Below are 15,408 nucleotides of genomic sequence, written 5' to 3'. Positions count from 1 at the left end.
AGTGGCCATGAGTGAAGTCAATTCCCTCGCAGAGGACACGGTATTCATGCGCGAAGCGATGGCCTTGGCTGCGCAAGCGGAAGCCGACGGCGAAGTGCCGGTCGGAGCTGTGCTCGTGTATCGAGGAGAAATCATTGGCCGCGGCCGTAATCGCGTGATCGGTGGCTTAGACCCAAGTTTGCATGCAGAGATGGAAGCGATTCGGGAAGGCGCAGCCGCGATTGGAAATTATCGATTGCTCGACACAACCCTGTACGTCACCCTAGAGCCGTGCCCAATGTGCGCAGGCTTGCTTGTGCATAGCCGAATTGGGCGTTTGGTCTATGGTGCTTACGATCTCAAAACCGGGGCTGCCGGAAGTTTAATGGACTTAGTTCGGCATCCGCAGTTAAACCATCAAATCGATGTTACCGCAGGCGTATTAGAAGATGAATGCGCGACTCAGCTGTCAACTTTCTTTCAGCGCCAACGTGCGCATAAGAAGGCCTTAAAAGCGAAACTTAAAGGTGGCGAGTAGCAATAGCGCACTCAATTTACACTTACGCAACTCACGCTTACGTAACCCACGCTTATTCAAAATCGCCATCGAGACACTCAGGGTCGGCCATGTCGATTGGCGTGCTGGTCAACGCACAGGTTTCGGTAAGATAAAACCATTTATTGCGACGGTCGACGATGGTTCGCGAGTGCTTGCGCCATAATTGGCGGCGACGTTCATTGCGAACAAAACGTTTTGTGGTACTGCGCCGAGCAATGCTCATAAGCGTGTCCTTTGTGTTTGGGCTAGCAACCGCTAGTTTGTGGGCAGGCGACCCTGCTCGTCAAGCCAAATCAGCGTATCATAATAGCGACGAATATTCTCAACGTAGCGCACCGGCTCGTCACCACGAGCGAATCCAAAGCGGGTGTTACGGTAAAATTGCCGCTGCCTCAGTAAGGGTAGTCGTTCTCGCACATGAATCCAATAATCAGGGTCAGCGCCTTGACGCTGAGTAATAATACGGGCGTCTTCTAAATGCCCTAAACCGACATTATAGGCGGCAAGTGCGAACCATGTCCGGTCTGGTTCGCTAATACGATCGGGAAGTCTTCGATGCAGTTGGCTCAAATACTCAGCACCACCCCGAATACTTTGCTCTGCGTCGAGTCGGCTATAAACGCCAAGCTGCTCGGCTGTTGGTAGCGTGAGCATCATCATGCCACGCACTCCCGTTGGCGAGCGCGCCCACGGATTCCAATGCGACTCTTGATAACTAATTGCAGCGAGCAAACGCCAGTCGAAAGGACCTGAATACTGTTGAAACAGCTCAATGAATTCCGGTAATACGGTTTCAGTTGCGGTTATAAAGGCTTGGCTGTCGACATAGTTGAACTGGGTGACATGGCCAAAGTGGCGGTCAATCAGGGTGAGCAAATTTAGGTTGTCATGCTGGGCGCCAATGTATTCAATAGCAGCTGCATACAACGAGTCGTCACCGCTGTCAGCGAATGCCCAAGCAAGTGGGGCGGGGTCGCGCACCGTAAATGCGACACTTAAATCCGGCCATGTCCGGCGTTTGATATCGAGATGGTGCGAGTCGACTATCGTAAAGGCGATTTGCTCGCTGATAACTTGGTCGAGTAACTCGTCAGCGTCATATAAGTGACTTGTGGTCCAATTTAAATGCGGATGTTCGAGTGCAATTTGCCCGAGCAATTCTTCATGACTACTGCTGGCGACGACCCGAATGGTGCCATCAACTTGGCTCCAGTCACGGGGGCGATTACGCGAACCTTGTTTGTAGACCAATTTTTGGTCAATGGTATGGTACGCCGGCGTAAAGCGGTAACGGTCCAGCCGTTGTTCGGTCACATCGATACCGGCGGCTATAAAGTCAACGCTTTGACTGTCGAGTAAGTCCCAAAGCTCACGTAAATCGTAGCGATTTACAATTTGCAAGCGAACACCCAATTGATCGGCGAGGCCTTTGGCCAGTTCATACTCAAACCCAGCTTCTTGTTCGAGACTGTCCAGATAGTAATTGACTGGGCTCATCATGGTGCCGACGTAAAGCACGCCGCGGTTCTGGATACGTTGCAGTTGATTGTCTTCAAGGCGGTCGCTGCCGCAAGCGGTTAGGCCAACAAGCACAAAACAAGCAAGCATAACCCACCCAGCCAGCCGTTGACGCAAAAGACTGAAGAAGCGACTCATGTGCTGTGTTGACAACGATTGGGCGTGCACTTGGGCCCGAGAAACTATCGGCATGACTGTCCGCATGTAAATTTAACCACATTCCATTTGAAGCAAACTCCGTTATATCAAATCTTCGTCGTCACTGCATTGCATTTACGGTGTTGTTGCAATTTGAGCGGTGCAAATTGTCTGTCGCAAATTCAGTCACTTTTCTTTATAATGCGGGGCCATCCTAGTCCCTTCAAGTTAATCCGGAGCTTAACCAGTGGATATCCTACGCGGTTCGCCTGCTTTGTCTGATTTTCGTGGTGAAAAAGTACTTCAACGTCTGCAAGCTGCAGGCCTACCGGTTCACCAAGTTTATGCTGAATTTGTTCATTTTGTGCATAGTTCTGCAGCCCTGACCAATGAACAACGGCATGTGCTCGACCGGTTATTGCAATATGGTCCCAAGCGAGACGCGCATGCACCGGCAGGGACCTTGATTGTAGTCACACCTCGAGTTGGCACCATTTCTCCATGGGCTTCGAAAGCGACGGATATTGCGCACAATTGTGGTTTGCAACAGATTCGCCGGATTGAACGCGGGATTGCCTATTATTTAGAGGTCGCGTCAGAAGGCTCGCTCAGCAACGAGCAACAAGCCCAAGCTGCGGCTTTATTACACGACCGCATGACCGAGAGCACGTTCTCCGAGCTCGCCGCCGCCTCCGCACTCTTTCAAGAACAACAGCCAGCTCCGTTTACCACTGTCGATATTCTTGGCCAAGGCCGCGCAGCGCTTGAGACGGCAAACCGAAGCTTAGGTTTGGCGTTAGCAGCAGACGAAATTGACTATTTGACAGAAAACTTCTTAAAGCTCCAGCGCAACCCAGTCGACGCCGAACTGTACATGTTCGCGCAAGCTAACTCGGAGCATTGTCGCCATAAAATCTTTAACGCGTCTTGGACGATTGATGGCGTGGAACAAGAGAAATCCTTGTTTAAGATGATCAAGCGGACTTATGAAGCGACGCCAGATTACGTCTTGTCAGCCTACAAAGATAACGCTGCGGTTATGGTGGGTAGCGAAGCCGGTCGTTTCTTCCCAGACGCAGGCAGCTGTGAATATCGCTATCATGGCGAGCCAATTCATATTTTGATGAAAGTCGAAACCCATAACCACCCAACCGCAATTTCACCTTACCCAGGTGCCGCAACGGGTTCTGGTGGTGAGATTCGAGACGAAGGCGCAACCGGTATTGGTGCCAAGCCAAAAGCCGGGTTAGTCGGTTTCTCGGTGTCAAACCTCCGCATTCCGGGCTTTGAGCAGCCGTGGGAGCAAGATTTTGGGCGCCCAAGCCGGATTGTCAGCGCACTCGACATTATGATCGAAGGCCCTCTCGGTGGTGCGGCGTTTAATAACGAATTTGGCCGGCCGAATATTCTCGGTTACTTCCGTACCTATGAAGAGCAAGTGGTTAGCTTTAATGGCGAAGAAGTTCGTGGCTACCATAAGCCGATTATGATCGCCGGTGGTCTCGGGAACATCCGTGAAAACCACGTTGAGAAAGGTGAGACTCTCGTCGGTGCGCCGTTAGTTGTGCTCGGTGGCCCAGCCATGAATATCGGCTTGGGTGGCGGTGCTGCTTCGTCAATGGCGTCGGGCGACTCGTCAGAAGATCTCGACTTCGCTTCGGTGCAGCGGGAAAACCCAGAAATGGAACGTCGCTGCCAAGAAGTCATCGACCGTTGTTGGCAGCTTGGAGACGACAACCCAATTGCCTTTATTCATGACGTTGGTGCGGGTGGCTTGTCGAATGCGCTGCCTGAGCTAGTTAACGACGGCGGCCGTGGTGGTGAATTTAAACTGCGCGCTATTCCGAATGACGAACCGGGCATGTCGCCCATGGCAGTCTGGAGTAACGAATCGCAAGAGCGTTACGTTTTAGCCTTAGTGCCAGAGCGCCGCGAAGTGTTCGAAGCAATCTGTCGCCGTGAACGTGCGCCGTTTGCCATTGTTGGTGAAGCAACGTCTGAGCAAACACTGCGTTTGTACGACGAAGTTTTCGATAACTACCCAGTCGACATGCCGCTCGATGTGTTACTTGGTAAACCACCGAAAATGCATCGCGAAGCGACGACTGGCAAAGTAGCGGGCAAGCCTCTAGCAACAGCAAATGTGAACGTTGCAGATGCAGTTAGCCGCTTGTTACGTTTACCAACGATTGCCGAAAAGACATTCTTAATTACCATTGGTGACCGCTCGGTGACCGGCTTAGTGGCACGTGACCAAATGGTCGGCCCATGGCAGATTCCGGTGGCGAACTGTGGTGTGACCGCTGCGTCATTTGACACCTACGCTGGTGAAGCCATGTCGATGGGTGAACGCACGCCAGTGGCCTTGCTGAACCATGCAGCGTCGGCGCGTTTGGCCGTAGCGGAAGCAATTACCAACATCGCCGCGACCGCAATTGGTGATTTGAAACGGATTAAATTGTCAGCCAACTGGATGGCGCCTGCAGGCCACCCAGGTGAAGACGCTGGTTTGTATGCTGCGGTGAAAGCGGTGGGTGAAGAACTCTGTCCGGCACTCGGTTTAACTATCCCGGTCGGTAAAGACTCCATGTCTATGCAGACCCGCTGGCAAGAAGACGGCACCGACAAAGCGGTTATTTCGCCATTGTCGCTCGTGATCACCGCATTCGCTCCGGTACAGGACGTGCGCAAAACCGTTACGCCAATGTTGCGAGCGGAGCGCGATGATGCCCGCCTTATGTTGATCGACTTGGGCCGTGGTCAAAACCGTTTAGGCGCGTCGTCGCTGGCGCAAGTGTATCGTGAGTTAGGCGCTGAGCCGGCTGACTTAGATTCACCAGAGCATTTACGCTTCTTCTTCAACACCATTCAAAGTTTGGTGGCGAATAACGAATTATTAGCGTACCACGACCGCTCTGACGGTGGTTTGTTGGTGACGTTGGCAGAAATGGCGTTTGCCGGCCACTGTGGTGTTGAAATCGACCTGCCTGCAGGTCAAGACACGGTTGCTGCGTTGTTCAGCGAAGAGTTAGGTGCCGTCGTTCAGGTTTCCGAAGCGGTCGCTGCGCGTTTGAACGCTGAGTTTGCTGCTGCCGGTTATGCCGATATGTTGGTTGACCTTGGCCGTGCGGTAAGTGAAGACTCACTTGTCATTCGTCAGAACGAGCAAGTGGTGTATCAAGCAAGTCGCTCTGAGTTACGTACCATTTGGGCGGAAACGACGCATCAAATGCAACGTTTGCGGGATAACCCAGCCTGTGCGGACGAAGAGTTTGCGTTGAAACAAGACACCAACAACCCAGGTTTACATGCGCAATTGACGTATGACCCGGCGGAAGATATTTCGGCGCCGTTTATTCTGAAAGGTGTGGCACCGAAAATTGCGATTCTGCGTGAGCAGGGCGTTAACTCCCACTACGAAATGGCTGCGGCCTTTGACCGTGCTGGCTTTAGCGCCATTGACGTACACATGAGCGATATTCTTGCCGGCCGGGTTAGCTTAGACGAGTTCCAAGCGCTAGCCGCCTGTGGTGGTTTCTCGTACGGTGACGTTCTCGGTGCTGGTGAAGGTTGGGCGAAATCAATTCTGTTCAATGCCAATGCGCGTGAGCAATTCAGTAACTTCTTTGCTCGCCAAGACACGCTGGCGCTCGGTGTGTGTAACGGCTGTCAGATGTTGTCGAACTTACATGAGCTTATTCCGGGCACGGAGCATTGGCCGCATTTTGTCACGAACCGTTCTGAGCGCTTTGAAGCGCGTGTGGCGATGGTTGAAGTGCAAGACAATAAGTCACCATGGTTTGCTGGCATGGCTGGCTCGCGCATGCCAATTGCGGTTTCTCACGGTGAAGGCCGCGTCGAGTTCAGTCGCAATGACGCCAACCAAGCGCTGTCTGCACTCAATGCGGATCAGTTGATTGCGCTGCGTTATGTGGACAACTATGGCAAGGTGACGGAAAGCTACCCGGCGAACCCGAACGGCTCTGTGCAAGGTATCACGGGCCTAACCAATGCCGACGGTCGCGTTGCTATCATGATGCCACACCCTGAGCGCGTTTTCCGTGCCGTGGCCAACTCATGGTACCCCTCATCTTGGGGCGAAGACGGCGCCTGGCTACGCCTCTTCCGCAACGCCCGCCGCAGCTTAGGCTAGCGTCGCCGTCGAAGTTTGCTTCCGAGGGTTGGGCCGCACGATGTCAGAGACGCCGTGAACCCTCCCTGGGGGCTTATATTCGGCATCCATGCCTCATATACTCTGTCATCGCGCAGCCCACCCCTCTCGCGCAAACTTCGAAGCAGCTAGGCGAATACGGTGATGGTTTGACGGCTGATGGCGACGAGGTTGCCGTCATCGTCCCATACATGGGAATGGGTGTGGCCGTAACCGTCAGCGGCGTAGTCGATATAGGCAACATACTGCCACCAGTCGGTGGCTTTTTTGTGGGTCGGTAATAATTCTGGGAACTCGATTGTCCATGTTAATGAGCTAGCAGGTGCCGGCTGATTCAGCATCGGTAGTACCGCAGGTGGCCAAGCGTCGACGAGACCAAGAAAGAGGCCGACGTCGATCGGTGTGTCTTCGTTACAGAAACGTACCCAACCTCCAAATTGACGCGACTGGGTGTTGCTAAACGGTAAACCACCGACTGTGACGCTGTAGTCGAAGTGGTGCGCAAACTCAGGAAGAATGGGCGTTTTCGGAAATGGTAAACCGTATTCACGACCCGGTACCTCAGCAGGTAAGGTGTCCGTGATGCTGACTTGCGATGGCCGTGAACGGCCAAACGTGAATAAGCCGCTTAGTTGCACACCGCCATTTTGGAGGATTTCTACGCGCACTTGAGTAACGCTTTTACCTTCACGCAAAATGGTGCGTTGCAAAGTCGCTTTGCCAGGTTCTAGCGGACCAACAAATGAAATGGTTAGCGCACGTATCGGCTGCTCTCCATCAACACCAAGCTTTGCATGCTGAAACGCGATCGCTGCCGAAAAACCACCAAAAAACGCGCGGCCTTGGGCCCATCCTTCCGGCAACACCAATTCTTGCTCTGTATCAGGTCGAATACTCGCTAAAACTTCGGAAAACTTCACCACGTCACTCATTTTTGCTTTCACCTAGAAATTTAAACACGCGTTTAATTCTAGCTGTGCCAGAAACAAGTTACTAGTCAAGATTGGTTAATCGTCTGGACGGTAGGCCAGGATTACGAGTCTCGTATTCGAAGCCAGTGTTAGAGGTTTACGACCGGTGCGGTCAGAGTAGGGAGTTTAGTTCGAAGCTAGCGCAAGCGATATACGTTCAGCTCGGTCAGAGTAACGAGTTTCGTACTCGAAGCCAGCGCTAGCGGTGTGCGGCAGCCGATGACAGAGTATATGAGGCATGGATGCCGAATATAAGCCCCCATGGATGGGTTCACGGCGTCTCTGACATCGGCTGCCGTGCGCCGCGGAAGCGGCTTCGCAGAACTGAACCAAGCTCTCTGACCGAGCCGGCGGTGCGCCGCGGAAGCGGCTTCGCAGCACGGAGCTTCGAAGCCGCGTTGGGGTTATTGCAGCCAGTTGATGATGATGTCGGCGATATCGGTTTGGTCTTGGAAGCCGCGGAAGTGTTCGCTCCAAGGGCCGATAGCGATGACTGGGACATCTTCGCCAGTGTGACCGCCGGTGGTCCAGCCGGTGCTGGTGTGGTAGCGGACGATGTCGATAAGGACATCTTGAATGCGTTGACGATGGCGCGAGCCAGTGTCTTGCGCAACGGCTTGTAGGGCGTTTTGTTGATCAACCGTCAGCGGGAATGGCAAGTATTGCTCCACATAGGCTTCCCAGTCGATAAACGGCATGCTTGTCATGTCTTCAGCCATGGTCCGCAAACCGCGACCAATGCGAGCAACGTCAGCTGCACGCCATTGATAGTTGCCGTCGGCACCAAGGGTTAAACCGCCAGTTGAATGGTCTGCCGTGAGCAGCACCTGCGTGCCTGGGTTTTCATTGGCATAGGTTTCTAAAAACTGCATTAAATGGTCAAGCTCTTCCATTTCGCGCATGGCGCAAGCGATGTCATTGGCGTGACCACACCAATCAACCATCGAAGCTTCAATCATCACCACGTAAGGTTGTTCTGCATGGTCGAGCAAACGTAGGCCGTGGCGTGAGAGTTGCTCTAAACGCATTTCATCGTCAATCACGTACGGAAAAGCGTCGTCGAAGAACAAGCCCAGAACCGGCAGGCGCTGTTGGGCATGAAGTTCTTCATAAGTCGATACGACACGCACGCCAGCGTTGGTCAGCGTAGTTAAATGATTAATTTCATTGCCGTCCTCGTCGGTCCGCACAAAGTGCTTGCGGCCACTACCAAGCAACAAGTCGAATACCGGTTGACCGTTTTCGTCTAAGGTTGCGAATTGGTCGGCAATTTCATCTTCCATGCGGCGTGACGGAACGTGCGTATAGAAAGCAGCAGGCGTTGCGTGAGTAACGCGAGTCGTTGCAATGGCACCGGTTAACCAGCCGTTTTCACGACTAATTTGCATCATGGTTTTGAGCGGATTACCGTCGGCGTCAACTGAAATGGCACCGTTGTAAGTTTTAATCCCGGTGGCAAGTGCTGTAGCACTGGCAGCAGAGTCGGTTACCAGCGTGTCGTCGGCCGGATAGGTGCTAGCCGCGCCAACTAGGTATTGGTCAAAAATTGTTGGGTCAATATCGCTAGCACGGGTGTAATTGCGCCCGTCTTTAAAGTAACGATAAGCGGTCAAATAAGGAAAGCCCATGCCGTCTGCGATAACGAGAATAATTCGCTGCGGCTGCTCGGTGTTGCTGTCATCCGCATAAGCGCTTGGGGCCCAAGCACTGAGTGAGGTTGCCAAAACAGCAATGAGTGAAAAATGAGTTATTTTTTGCCAAATACGCATAGTGTGTTCCTGTTTTACTGACTGCAGCAGCCGATGGGCGTGTGCTTTACCGTTTCCGATTTTGTTCTTTGGTCGCTAGTTTAACACTTTGATTTTTCCGAATCATGACATAGGTTGCGCCCATGCCACCGTGATATTTTTGTGCCGTGTGAAAGGCTAAAACGTTTTCAATGTCTGGCAGCCATTGGTTGACTAAGCTTTTTAATAAGCCCGGACGGGGTTGGCTTTTTAAGCCAATACCATGAATAACCAAAGCCGTGCGTACCCCAGTGCGGTAACAATCCTTGATAAACCGAGTGATTTCAACCCGAGCTTCGCTCACTCGCATATTATTCAAGTTTAACGTCGCTTGAGGTTCGTATTGGCCGCGCTTGAGTTGGCGAAATACACCGTCTTGAATGCCGTCGAGGCGCCATTCAATGGGGTCGTTCGGTAGTATCCAATCACGCACTTGCTCGCTCAAGGCTGCGGCTTCTTCCGCTTCGGCCTCGGCCATGGCGGCGGCGCGTCGGGCGGCTTGTTGTTCGGCACTTAAGGCACTGCGTTCGACGGCGACGGTGTCGGGTTTTGTTAGCGGTTTGACGTCCTGCATGAGCTCTTGAAACAGCGCTAACTCGTCATTTTTGTCGTTCGAATTTGACTCAGCCATAAAAAAACTCCGACGTTCATTAACTGCAAACTGAACGTCGGAGTGTAACAAATTTTCCTTGGGGGGGCAGCTATCTTGCTGTGCGTGCGCTTAGAATGCGTACTGCACACTCACCTGAATGCGGTCGAGGTTACCGTCTTGACCCGAAAGTAATTCACGGGTTGCACGGCTAACTTCGAAACCGACAACCATGCGCTCATTGGCTTGATACATGAGGTTGGCAGCAATGCGTTGCGTGTGGTCATTGGCATTCAAGCCAGTTAGTTCGCGTTTATCTTCAAAGCGGCCGCGCGCAAAAATCAGGTTCGTGCGGTACTGTTCGCTCCAAACATGACGGTACGCCAGCGTCACCCCGGTGTAACCGAGCGCGTCCAAGTTGAGAGCCTCATTGACAACAGCGTCGTTCACCGAGTTAATACCAACATAGCGACCGATACCTTCGCCATGGACAAAGCCTGCACGAATATCATGTGGGCCGATGTCAATTTTGGTGGTTAAGTTCACGCCCCAGCCGGTTTCGGTGCTGTCGACACCGTCCTGACGGTATTCAAGGCGACGGTAAATACCGGCGACACTGTAATGAATATTGTCGACTTTGTTTTGGTAGCGAGCGGTCAAATCTGGCATTGCTGTGTCACCGGTCGTTACCCGAGCAGTACCACCGAGGTTCGGTGTTACTGTGGTTTCTGGTGCTTCAACGGACACGGAGAAGCCATTATTGCTGTACCGAATTTGTGGTTGACGGTTAAAGACAATCCCGTCTGGCGCACCAACAAAATCAACGGCTTCAGGGATGATTGCGGTGTCTTGGAAGTTACTCCAGAACTGACCTGCAAGCCAATTTTTATACTGAATATAGGCGTGACGAACCCGTGGTGAATAGGAGTTGGTTACGCGTTTGTCGCCACCTGGGGTGCCGAGAAAATCGAACTCAACATAGCCTGAAATGGTCTCACCGTTCTCCAACGTTTGGTTGGCACGGAAGTAGAAACGAGTATCCCGAGCATGGAAGTCTGTGTAAGTATTACTGTCGCCACCAATGGGGGTTAAGCCTGGAATGTAGAAGTCCCGACCGATACTGCCAGATGGCAAAGAGCCACTGTCTGTGCGGGTGATCATGGCGTCGAGCTTGATGTAACCACCGTAACTAAATTCAGTTTCAGCACTTGCGTTCGCAATCGTGACTAAGCTACCAGCGCTGATTGCTGCGGCGACTGCGGTTGCGGTCAGCGCTTTGTTAAAACCTTGCATGTCAGCTTCCTCATCATGTATTCATTAACGGCTCTGAACTGGCCTTGAGTGCACAGCTACTGCTGTTTGTGCGTGCTTTTAAGCATTCGGGAAGATGCGCATTGGGTCAATCTAGACTATGGTCTAATAGGTTTCAGCCAGCGAAATCAGTACAAATGGGGCTATAAAATTTAGGAGGAATGAAATATGTCAGCACTGAGTTATCCAATGCCTGAAGCAGTGAAAGCATCTGCACGGCTGAATCCGCAAACTTATGCGGAGAAGTATCAGCAGTCCATTGCTGACCCAGAAGCGTTTTGGGCAGAAGAAGGTAAGCGCATTAGCTGGTTCAGCCCTTATAGCCAAGTTAAGAAAACTAACTTTGCGCCGGGCGAGCTAGACATTCAGTGGTATGCCGACGGCACCCTAAACGCTTGCTATAACTGTGTTGATCGTCACTTGAGTGAGCGCGGCGACAAGACCGCAATCATTTGGGAAGGTGACGAAGTCGATGTGCAAAAGCACATTACTTTCCGTGAACTCCATGAAGAAGTGGCGCGTTTTGCTAACGGTCTGAAGAAACTCGGTGTGAAGAAAGGCGACCGCGTCGCTATTTATATGCCGATGGTACCCGAAGCGGCCTATGCCATGCTTGCTTGCGCCCGCTTAGGTGCGGTGCATTCGGTGATTTTTGCTGGCTTCTCGCCGCACGCGATTGCAGACCGAGTGAATGACTGTGGTGCGAAAGTGATTATCACCTCAAACGAAGGCCGTCGTGGCGGTAAAGGCGTTGCTTTAAAGCCAAACGTCGACGAAGCCTTAAGCGGCGACGCCTGCCCAACCATTGAGCACGTGGTTGTTCTGAAGCACACCGACGTTGATTTTGACATGCACGCTGGTCGTGATGTTTGGTGGCACGAATTGATTGGCGATTGTGACGCCGACTGTCCACCGGAAGTGATGCAAGCCGAAGATCCACTATTTATTCTTTACACCTCGGGGTCAACCGGCAAGCCAAAAGGCGTCGTGCATACCACCGGTGGTTACATGGTGTATGCGTCGATGACGCACGAATATGTCTTCGATATTAAAGAAGACGACGTTTACTGGTGTGCGGCCGATGTGGGTTGGATTACCGGTCACAGCTATATTGTTTACGGCCCGCTCGCAAACGGCACCACCACGCTTATGTTTGAAGGTGTGCCAACTTATCCGGACGTGTCGCGCATTGGTAAGGTGGTCGATAAGCATCAAGTGAATATCCTGTATACCGCACCGACTGCGATTCGTGCCTTGATGGCCAAAGGTGATGCTGCAGCGAAAGGTAGTAAACGCGACTCGCTGCGGATTATGGGCTCGGTGGGTGAGCCAATTAACCCAGAAGCGTGGGAGTGGTATTACAAGATTATCGGTAACAGCAAATGCCCGATTGTTGATACTTGGTGGCAAACTGAGACGGGCGGTATTCTGATTGCACCGTTCCCGGCGGCAACCGATATGAAGCCAGGTTCGGCAATGTTACCGTTCTTCGGTGTGAAGCCGGCGTTAGTCGATAACGAGGGCAAAAAGCTTACTGGCGCGACGGAAGGCAACTTGATTATCGAAGACTCATGGCCAGGTCAGGCACGCACGTTATGGAACGACCATGAGCGCTTTGAGCAGACCTACTTCAGCACCTACAAGAACGTGTATTTCACCGGTGACGGTGCACGTGTTGATGAAGATGGTCATTTCTGGATTACTGGTCGTGTCGACGATGTGCTGAACGTGTCAGGGCATCGCCTTGGTACAGCGGAAATTGAAAGCGCATTGGTTGCTCATGAAGCAGTTGCGGAAGCTGCCGTAGTCGGTTACCCGCATGACCTGAAAGGCCAAGGTATTTATGTTTATGTGACTGTGGTCGATGGCGTTGAAGCGAATGACGAGCTGCGCAAAACATTAGTGCAGTGGGTTCGTAAAGAGCTTAGCCCGATTGCGACACCAGACCATATTCAGTGGGCTCCAGGCCTACCAAAAACTCGCTCTGGTAAGATTATGCGTCGTATCCTGCGCAAAATTGCCAGCAATGAGTACAGTAATTTGGGTGATACCTCTACGCTCGCCGATCCGAGTGTGGTAGATTCGTTAATTGAGAATCGATTAAACCGCTAAGGATAGGAAGCGACCACGTAGCGCTTCCACAAAAAGTGCTATGACCCGATTACTAATTGCTGATGATCATCCGTTATTTCGCGAGGCCCTGCAGGGGGCCCTCGCGAGTCATTTTGCCGACCTCGATATTCGCGAGGCCGATACCCTCGACTCGACTCTTGACGCTTTAAGCCAAGACGACGACATTGACTTGTTGTTGCTCGACTTACATATGCCCGGCGCTGGCGACCTTTATGGCTTAATCCGCATTCGCAACGACTATCCATTGTTACCGGTAGCAGTGATTTCTGGGTCGGAAGACTTGCAGGTAATTTCACGCTGCATGGGCTTCGGTGCGCTCGGTTTTATTCCAAAATCACTTTCGTCGGCCGACATTGCGAATGCAATTGCTGCAATTCTCGATGGCGATGAATGGTTGCCGGAGGGCATGGCTGAACAAATCGTTGATGTCAGCCAAGAGGACAAAGAGCTCGCCGAGAAAGTGGCCGATTTAACCCCACAACAGTATCGGGTGCTGTATTACGTGCACGAAGGCTTACTGAATAAGCAGATCGCCTATCAACTTGGCATTACCGAAGCGACCGTGAAGGCCCACATGACGGCAATTTTCCGTAAGCTCGACGTATACAGCCGCACCCAAGCGGTACTGTTAGCCGAGCGCCTGCAGCTTTCACCGCCTGAAGCAGAAACTTAAGAGCTAGACCTTTAAGTCCCACAAAAGGTTCGTTGTACTTCCTCGGCTTTGGACGGAGCCTGATAGAGTTCAAGTTCTAGCTCGCTGGTTGGCATGTGATAGGGTGTTTTCCACGCATTAAGCAGGGTGTAGAAACGCTTTAGACTGCCGCTTTCCTCAACTTCGGTAATCGCTTCGGCAATGCGATGATTGCGCGGAATGAGTGCGGGATTTACGCTGCGCATGGCATTGACGGTGTCGTGCACTGAACGCTGATTATCGCTGAGTCGCTGCAACCAGCGCTGGCGCCAAGCGAGGTAATCATCCGGCTTGGCAAAGAGGCTGGCGGCTGGCGCAGTTGGTTCGACGAGTACAGACTCCCCCGATGCAGATTCTCCAGAGTTTTCGATAAGTTCATTGGCAAGTTGCCAGAATGCCTGAGTGTAGTCGACGTCATGGGTTTGCAATACAACGAGAAAATCTTGAATCAATGTGTCGTCTTCAGCCTGTGCGTGTTCAATACCCATCTTGCTTGCCATCGTACTAAGCCATAGTGCTTGTGCACGCGCCGAATACTCATCTAAGACACGGGTCGCAACGGCAATGGCGTTTTCACGCGCTGCCTTTGCGCTGGCTTCGTCATTACTTTCTGGCGCAACGGTGAGCAACGGCAAAAGGCACTCCGCCAAGCGCGCGAGGTTCCATTGGGCGATCGCAGGTTGACTGCTAAAGGCATAACGTCCCCGGCGGTCAATCGAGCTAAAGACTTTTTGCGGATGATAGCTGTCGAGAAACGCCGCAGGGCCGTAATCGATGGTTTCGCCGCAAATTGACGTGTTGTCGGTGTTCATTACCCCGTGAATAAAGCCGACGCGCAGCCACTGACTGATCAACTCGGCTTGCTTCATGGCGACCGCATGTAAAAAGGCGAGGTAGCGCTCGATTCCTGTGCGGTCTTGAAGTTCCGGATAGTGGCGGGCAATGGCATAGTCAGCGAGCTGTTTAACTTTCTCAGCACCACCGTGCAACGAGGCAAACTGAAAGCTACCAATGCGCAAATGACTGCTCGCAACGCGGGTAAATACTGCGCCCGGAACGCCACCTTGGTCACGAAAAACCAATTCGCCACTGGCGACGGCAGCCAGCGCCCGGGTGGTCGGCACTCCCAGGACAAACATGCTTTCACTAAGCAGATATTCACGTAACACCGGACCAATTGCTGAGCGACCATCACCGCCCCGCGAAAACGGAGTAGGCCCAGCCCCTTTCAGCTGAACATCCCAATGCTTACCATGTTTATCAATGATTTCAGCGAGGAGCAGCGCACGGCCATCACCAAGTTGTGGCACGAGATTACCAAACTGATGCCCCGCATAGGCATGTGCGCGCGGTTTTGCCCATTCTGGCACGTGATTACCCGACCAAACACTGAGCCCAGTTTGAGTCGCGTGCAATTCAGCAGGCAATTGTAATTGTTCAGCGAGCGTCTGATTGAACGCAATCCACTGGGGTGCTTGTACTGCTTTCGGTGAGGCCGGTTGAGTAAAGAACGAGCCTAAGTCGAAAAGAGAATGTTGCACGGTGAATGCGGTCATGAAAT

General features: G+C 52.4%; 11 protein-coding genes. 4 read left to right on the top strand and 7 right to left on the bottom strand.

From position 1 onward, the window contains the following. Positions 1-7: 7 nt before the first annotated feature. Positions 8-517 carry a tRNA adenosine(34) deaminase TadA gene (tadA, locus tag CWE06_RS11400; RefSeq protein WP_126794340.1) on the top strand — a complete coding sequence of 170 codons (510 nt, stop codon included), beginning with the start codon at positions 8-10 and terminating at the stop codon, positions 515-517. A 52-nt stretch (positions 518-569) separates the two neighbouring features. On the opposite strand, the gene CWE06_RS11395 is transcribed toward tadA, so the two are convergent. Together CWE06_RS11395 and mltF are read right to left on the bottom strand one after the other, a co-directional pair. Continuing rightward, positions 570-761 carry a hypothetical protein gene (locus tag CWE06_RS11395; protein ID WP_126794337.1) on the bottom strand — a complete coding sequence of 64 codons (192 nt, stop codon included), beginning with the start codon at positions 759-761 and terminating at the stop codon, positions 570-572. A gap of 32 nt (positions 762-793) precedes the next feature. Further along, positions 794-2,146: a membrane-bound lytic murein transglycosylase MltF gene (gene mltF / locus CWE06_RS11390; protein ID WP_126794447.1), complete on the bottom strand. Its 1,353-nt coding sequence runs from the start codon at positions 2,144-2,146 to the stop codon at positions 794-796. 295 nt (positions 2,147-2,441) lie between these two features. On the opposite strand from mltF, the gene purL reads away from it, so the two are divergent. Then, positions 2,442-6,347 (top strand): phosphoribosylformylglycinamidine synthase, encoded by a 3,906-nt coding sequence (gene purL, locus CWE06_RS11385; protein ID WP_126794334.1) that lies wholly within the window; start codon positions 2,442-2,444, stop codon positions 6,345-6,347. A gap of 146 nt (positions 6,348-6,493) precedes the next feature. On the opposite strand, the gene CWE06_RS11380 is transcribed toward purL, so the two are convergent. The 4 genes from CWE06_RS11380 to CWE06_RS11365 form a co-directional block, all read right to left on the bottom strand. Beyond that, entirely contained in the window at positions 6,494-7,297 is an 804-nt protein-coding gene (locus CWE06_RS11380; RefSeq protein WP_126794331.1) for a thioesterase family protein, read from the bottom strand. 443 nt (positions 7,298-7,740) lie between these two features. Continuing rightward, positions 7,741-9,105 (bottom strand): alkaline phosphatase, encoded by a 1,365-nt coding sequence (locus CWE06_RS11375; RefSeq protein ID WP_126794328.1) that lies wholly within the window; start codon positions 9,103-9,105, stop codon positions 7,741-7,743. Between the two features lie 46 nt (positions 9,106-9,151). Beyond that, a complete protein-coding gene (gene smrA / locus CWE06_RS11370; RefSeq protein WP_126794325.1) occupies positions 9,152-9,754 on the bottom strand; it encodes a DNA endonuclease SmrA in 603 nt (200 codons plus the stop codon). 90 nt (positions 9,755-9,844) lie between these two features. Continuing rightward, positions 9,845-11,005, bottom strand: coding sequence for a DcaP family trimeric outer membrane transporter (locus tag CWE06_RS11365; protein WP_126794322.1), 1,161 nt, complete (start codon positions 11,003-11,005; stop codon positions 9,845-9,847). A 186-nt stretch (positions 11,006-11,191) separates the two neighbouring features. Here CWE06_RS11365 and acs point away from each other — a divergent pair, with 186 nt between their 5' ends. Further along, entirely contained in the window at positions 11,192-13,135 is a 1,944-nt protein-coding gene (gene acs / locus CWE06_RS11360; RefSeq protein ID WP_126794320.1) for an acetate--CoA ligase, read from the top strand. A 40-nt stretch (positions 13,136-13,175) separates the two neighbouring features. Continuing rightward, the gene (locus CWE06_RS11355) at positions 13,176-13,829 is read left to right on the top strand and encodes a response regulator transcription factor (RefSeq protein WP_126794317.1); all 654 of its coding nucleotides are present in this window, start codon (positions 13,176-13,178) and stop codon (positions 13,827-13,829) included. Between the two features lie 11 nt (positions 13,830-13,840). Here CWE06_RS11355 and CWE06_RS11350 read toward each other — a convergent pair whose 3' ends face one another. Then, complete coding sequence (locus tag CWE06_RS11350) at positions 13,841-15,403, bottom strand: protein adenylyltransferase SelO (RefSeq protein WP_126794314.1); 1,563 nt, start codon at positions 15,401-15,403, stop codon at positions 13,841-13,843. Positions 15,404-15,408 lie beyond the last annotated feature (5 nt).

Origin of the sequence: Aliidiomarina haloalkalitolerans (assembly GCF_003987315.1) — a bacterium.
GTDB lineage: Bacteria > Pseudomonadota > Gammaproteobacteria > Enterobacterales > Alteromonadaceae > Aliidiomarina > Aliidiomarina haloalkalitolerans.
Note: the sequence above shows the minus strand (reverse complement) of the source record. Positions and strands in the feature narration are given on the sequence as shown.

Excerpts from the sequence above, each read along its gene's own strand:
- tadA (WP_126794340.1), top strand. The coding sequence starts at position 8 with ATGAGTGAAGTCAATTCCCTCGCAGAGGACACGGTATTCATGCGCGAA.
- CWE06_RS11395 (WP_126794337.1), bottom strand. The coding sequence starts at position 761 with ATGAGCATTGCTCGGCGCAGTACCACAAAACGTTTTGTTCGCAATGAA.
- mltF (WP_126794447.1), bottom strand. The coding sequence starts at position 2,146 with ATGCTTGCTTGTTTTGTGCTTGTTGGCCTAACCGCTTGCGGCAGCGAC.
- CWE06_RS11380 (WP_126794331.1), bottom strand. The coding sequence starts at position 7,297 with ATGAGTGACGTGGTGAAGTTTTCCGAAGTTTTAGCGAGTATTCGACCT.
- CWE06_RS11375 (WP_126794328.1), bottom strand. The coding sequence starts at position 9,105 with ATGCGTATTTGGCAAAAAATAACTCATTTTTCACTCATTGCTGTTTTG.
- smrA (WP_126794325.1), bottom strand. The coding sequence starts at position 9,754 with ATGGCTGAGTCAAATTCGAACGACAAAAATGACGAGTTAGCGCTGTTT.
- CWE06_RS11365 (WP_126794322.1), bottom strand. The coding sequence starts at position 11,005 with ATGCAAGGTTTTAACAAAGCGCTGACCGCAACCGCAGTCGCCGCAGCA.
- acs (WP_126794320.1), top strand. The coding sequence starts at position 11,192 with ATGTCAGCACTGAGTTATCCAATGCCTGAAGCAGTGAAAGCATCTGCA.
- CWE06_RS11355 (WP_126794317.1), top strand. The coding sequence starts at position 13,176 with ATGACCCGATTACTAATTGCTGATGATCATCCGTTATTTCGCGAGGCC.
- CWE06_RS11350 (WP_126794314.1), bottom strand. The coding sequence starts at position 15,403 with ATGACCGCATTCACCGTGCAACATTCTCTTTTCGACTTAGGCTCGTTC.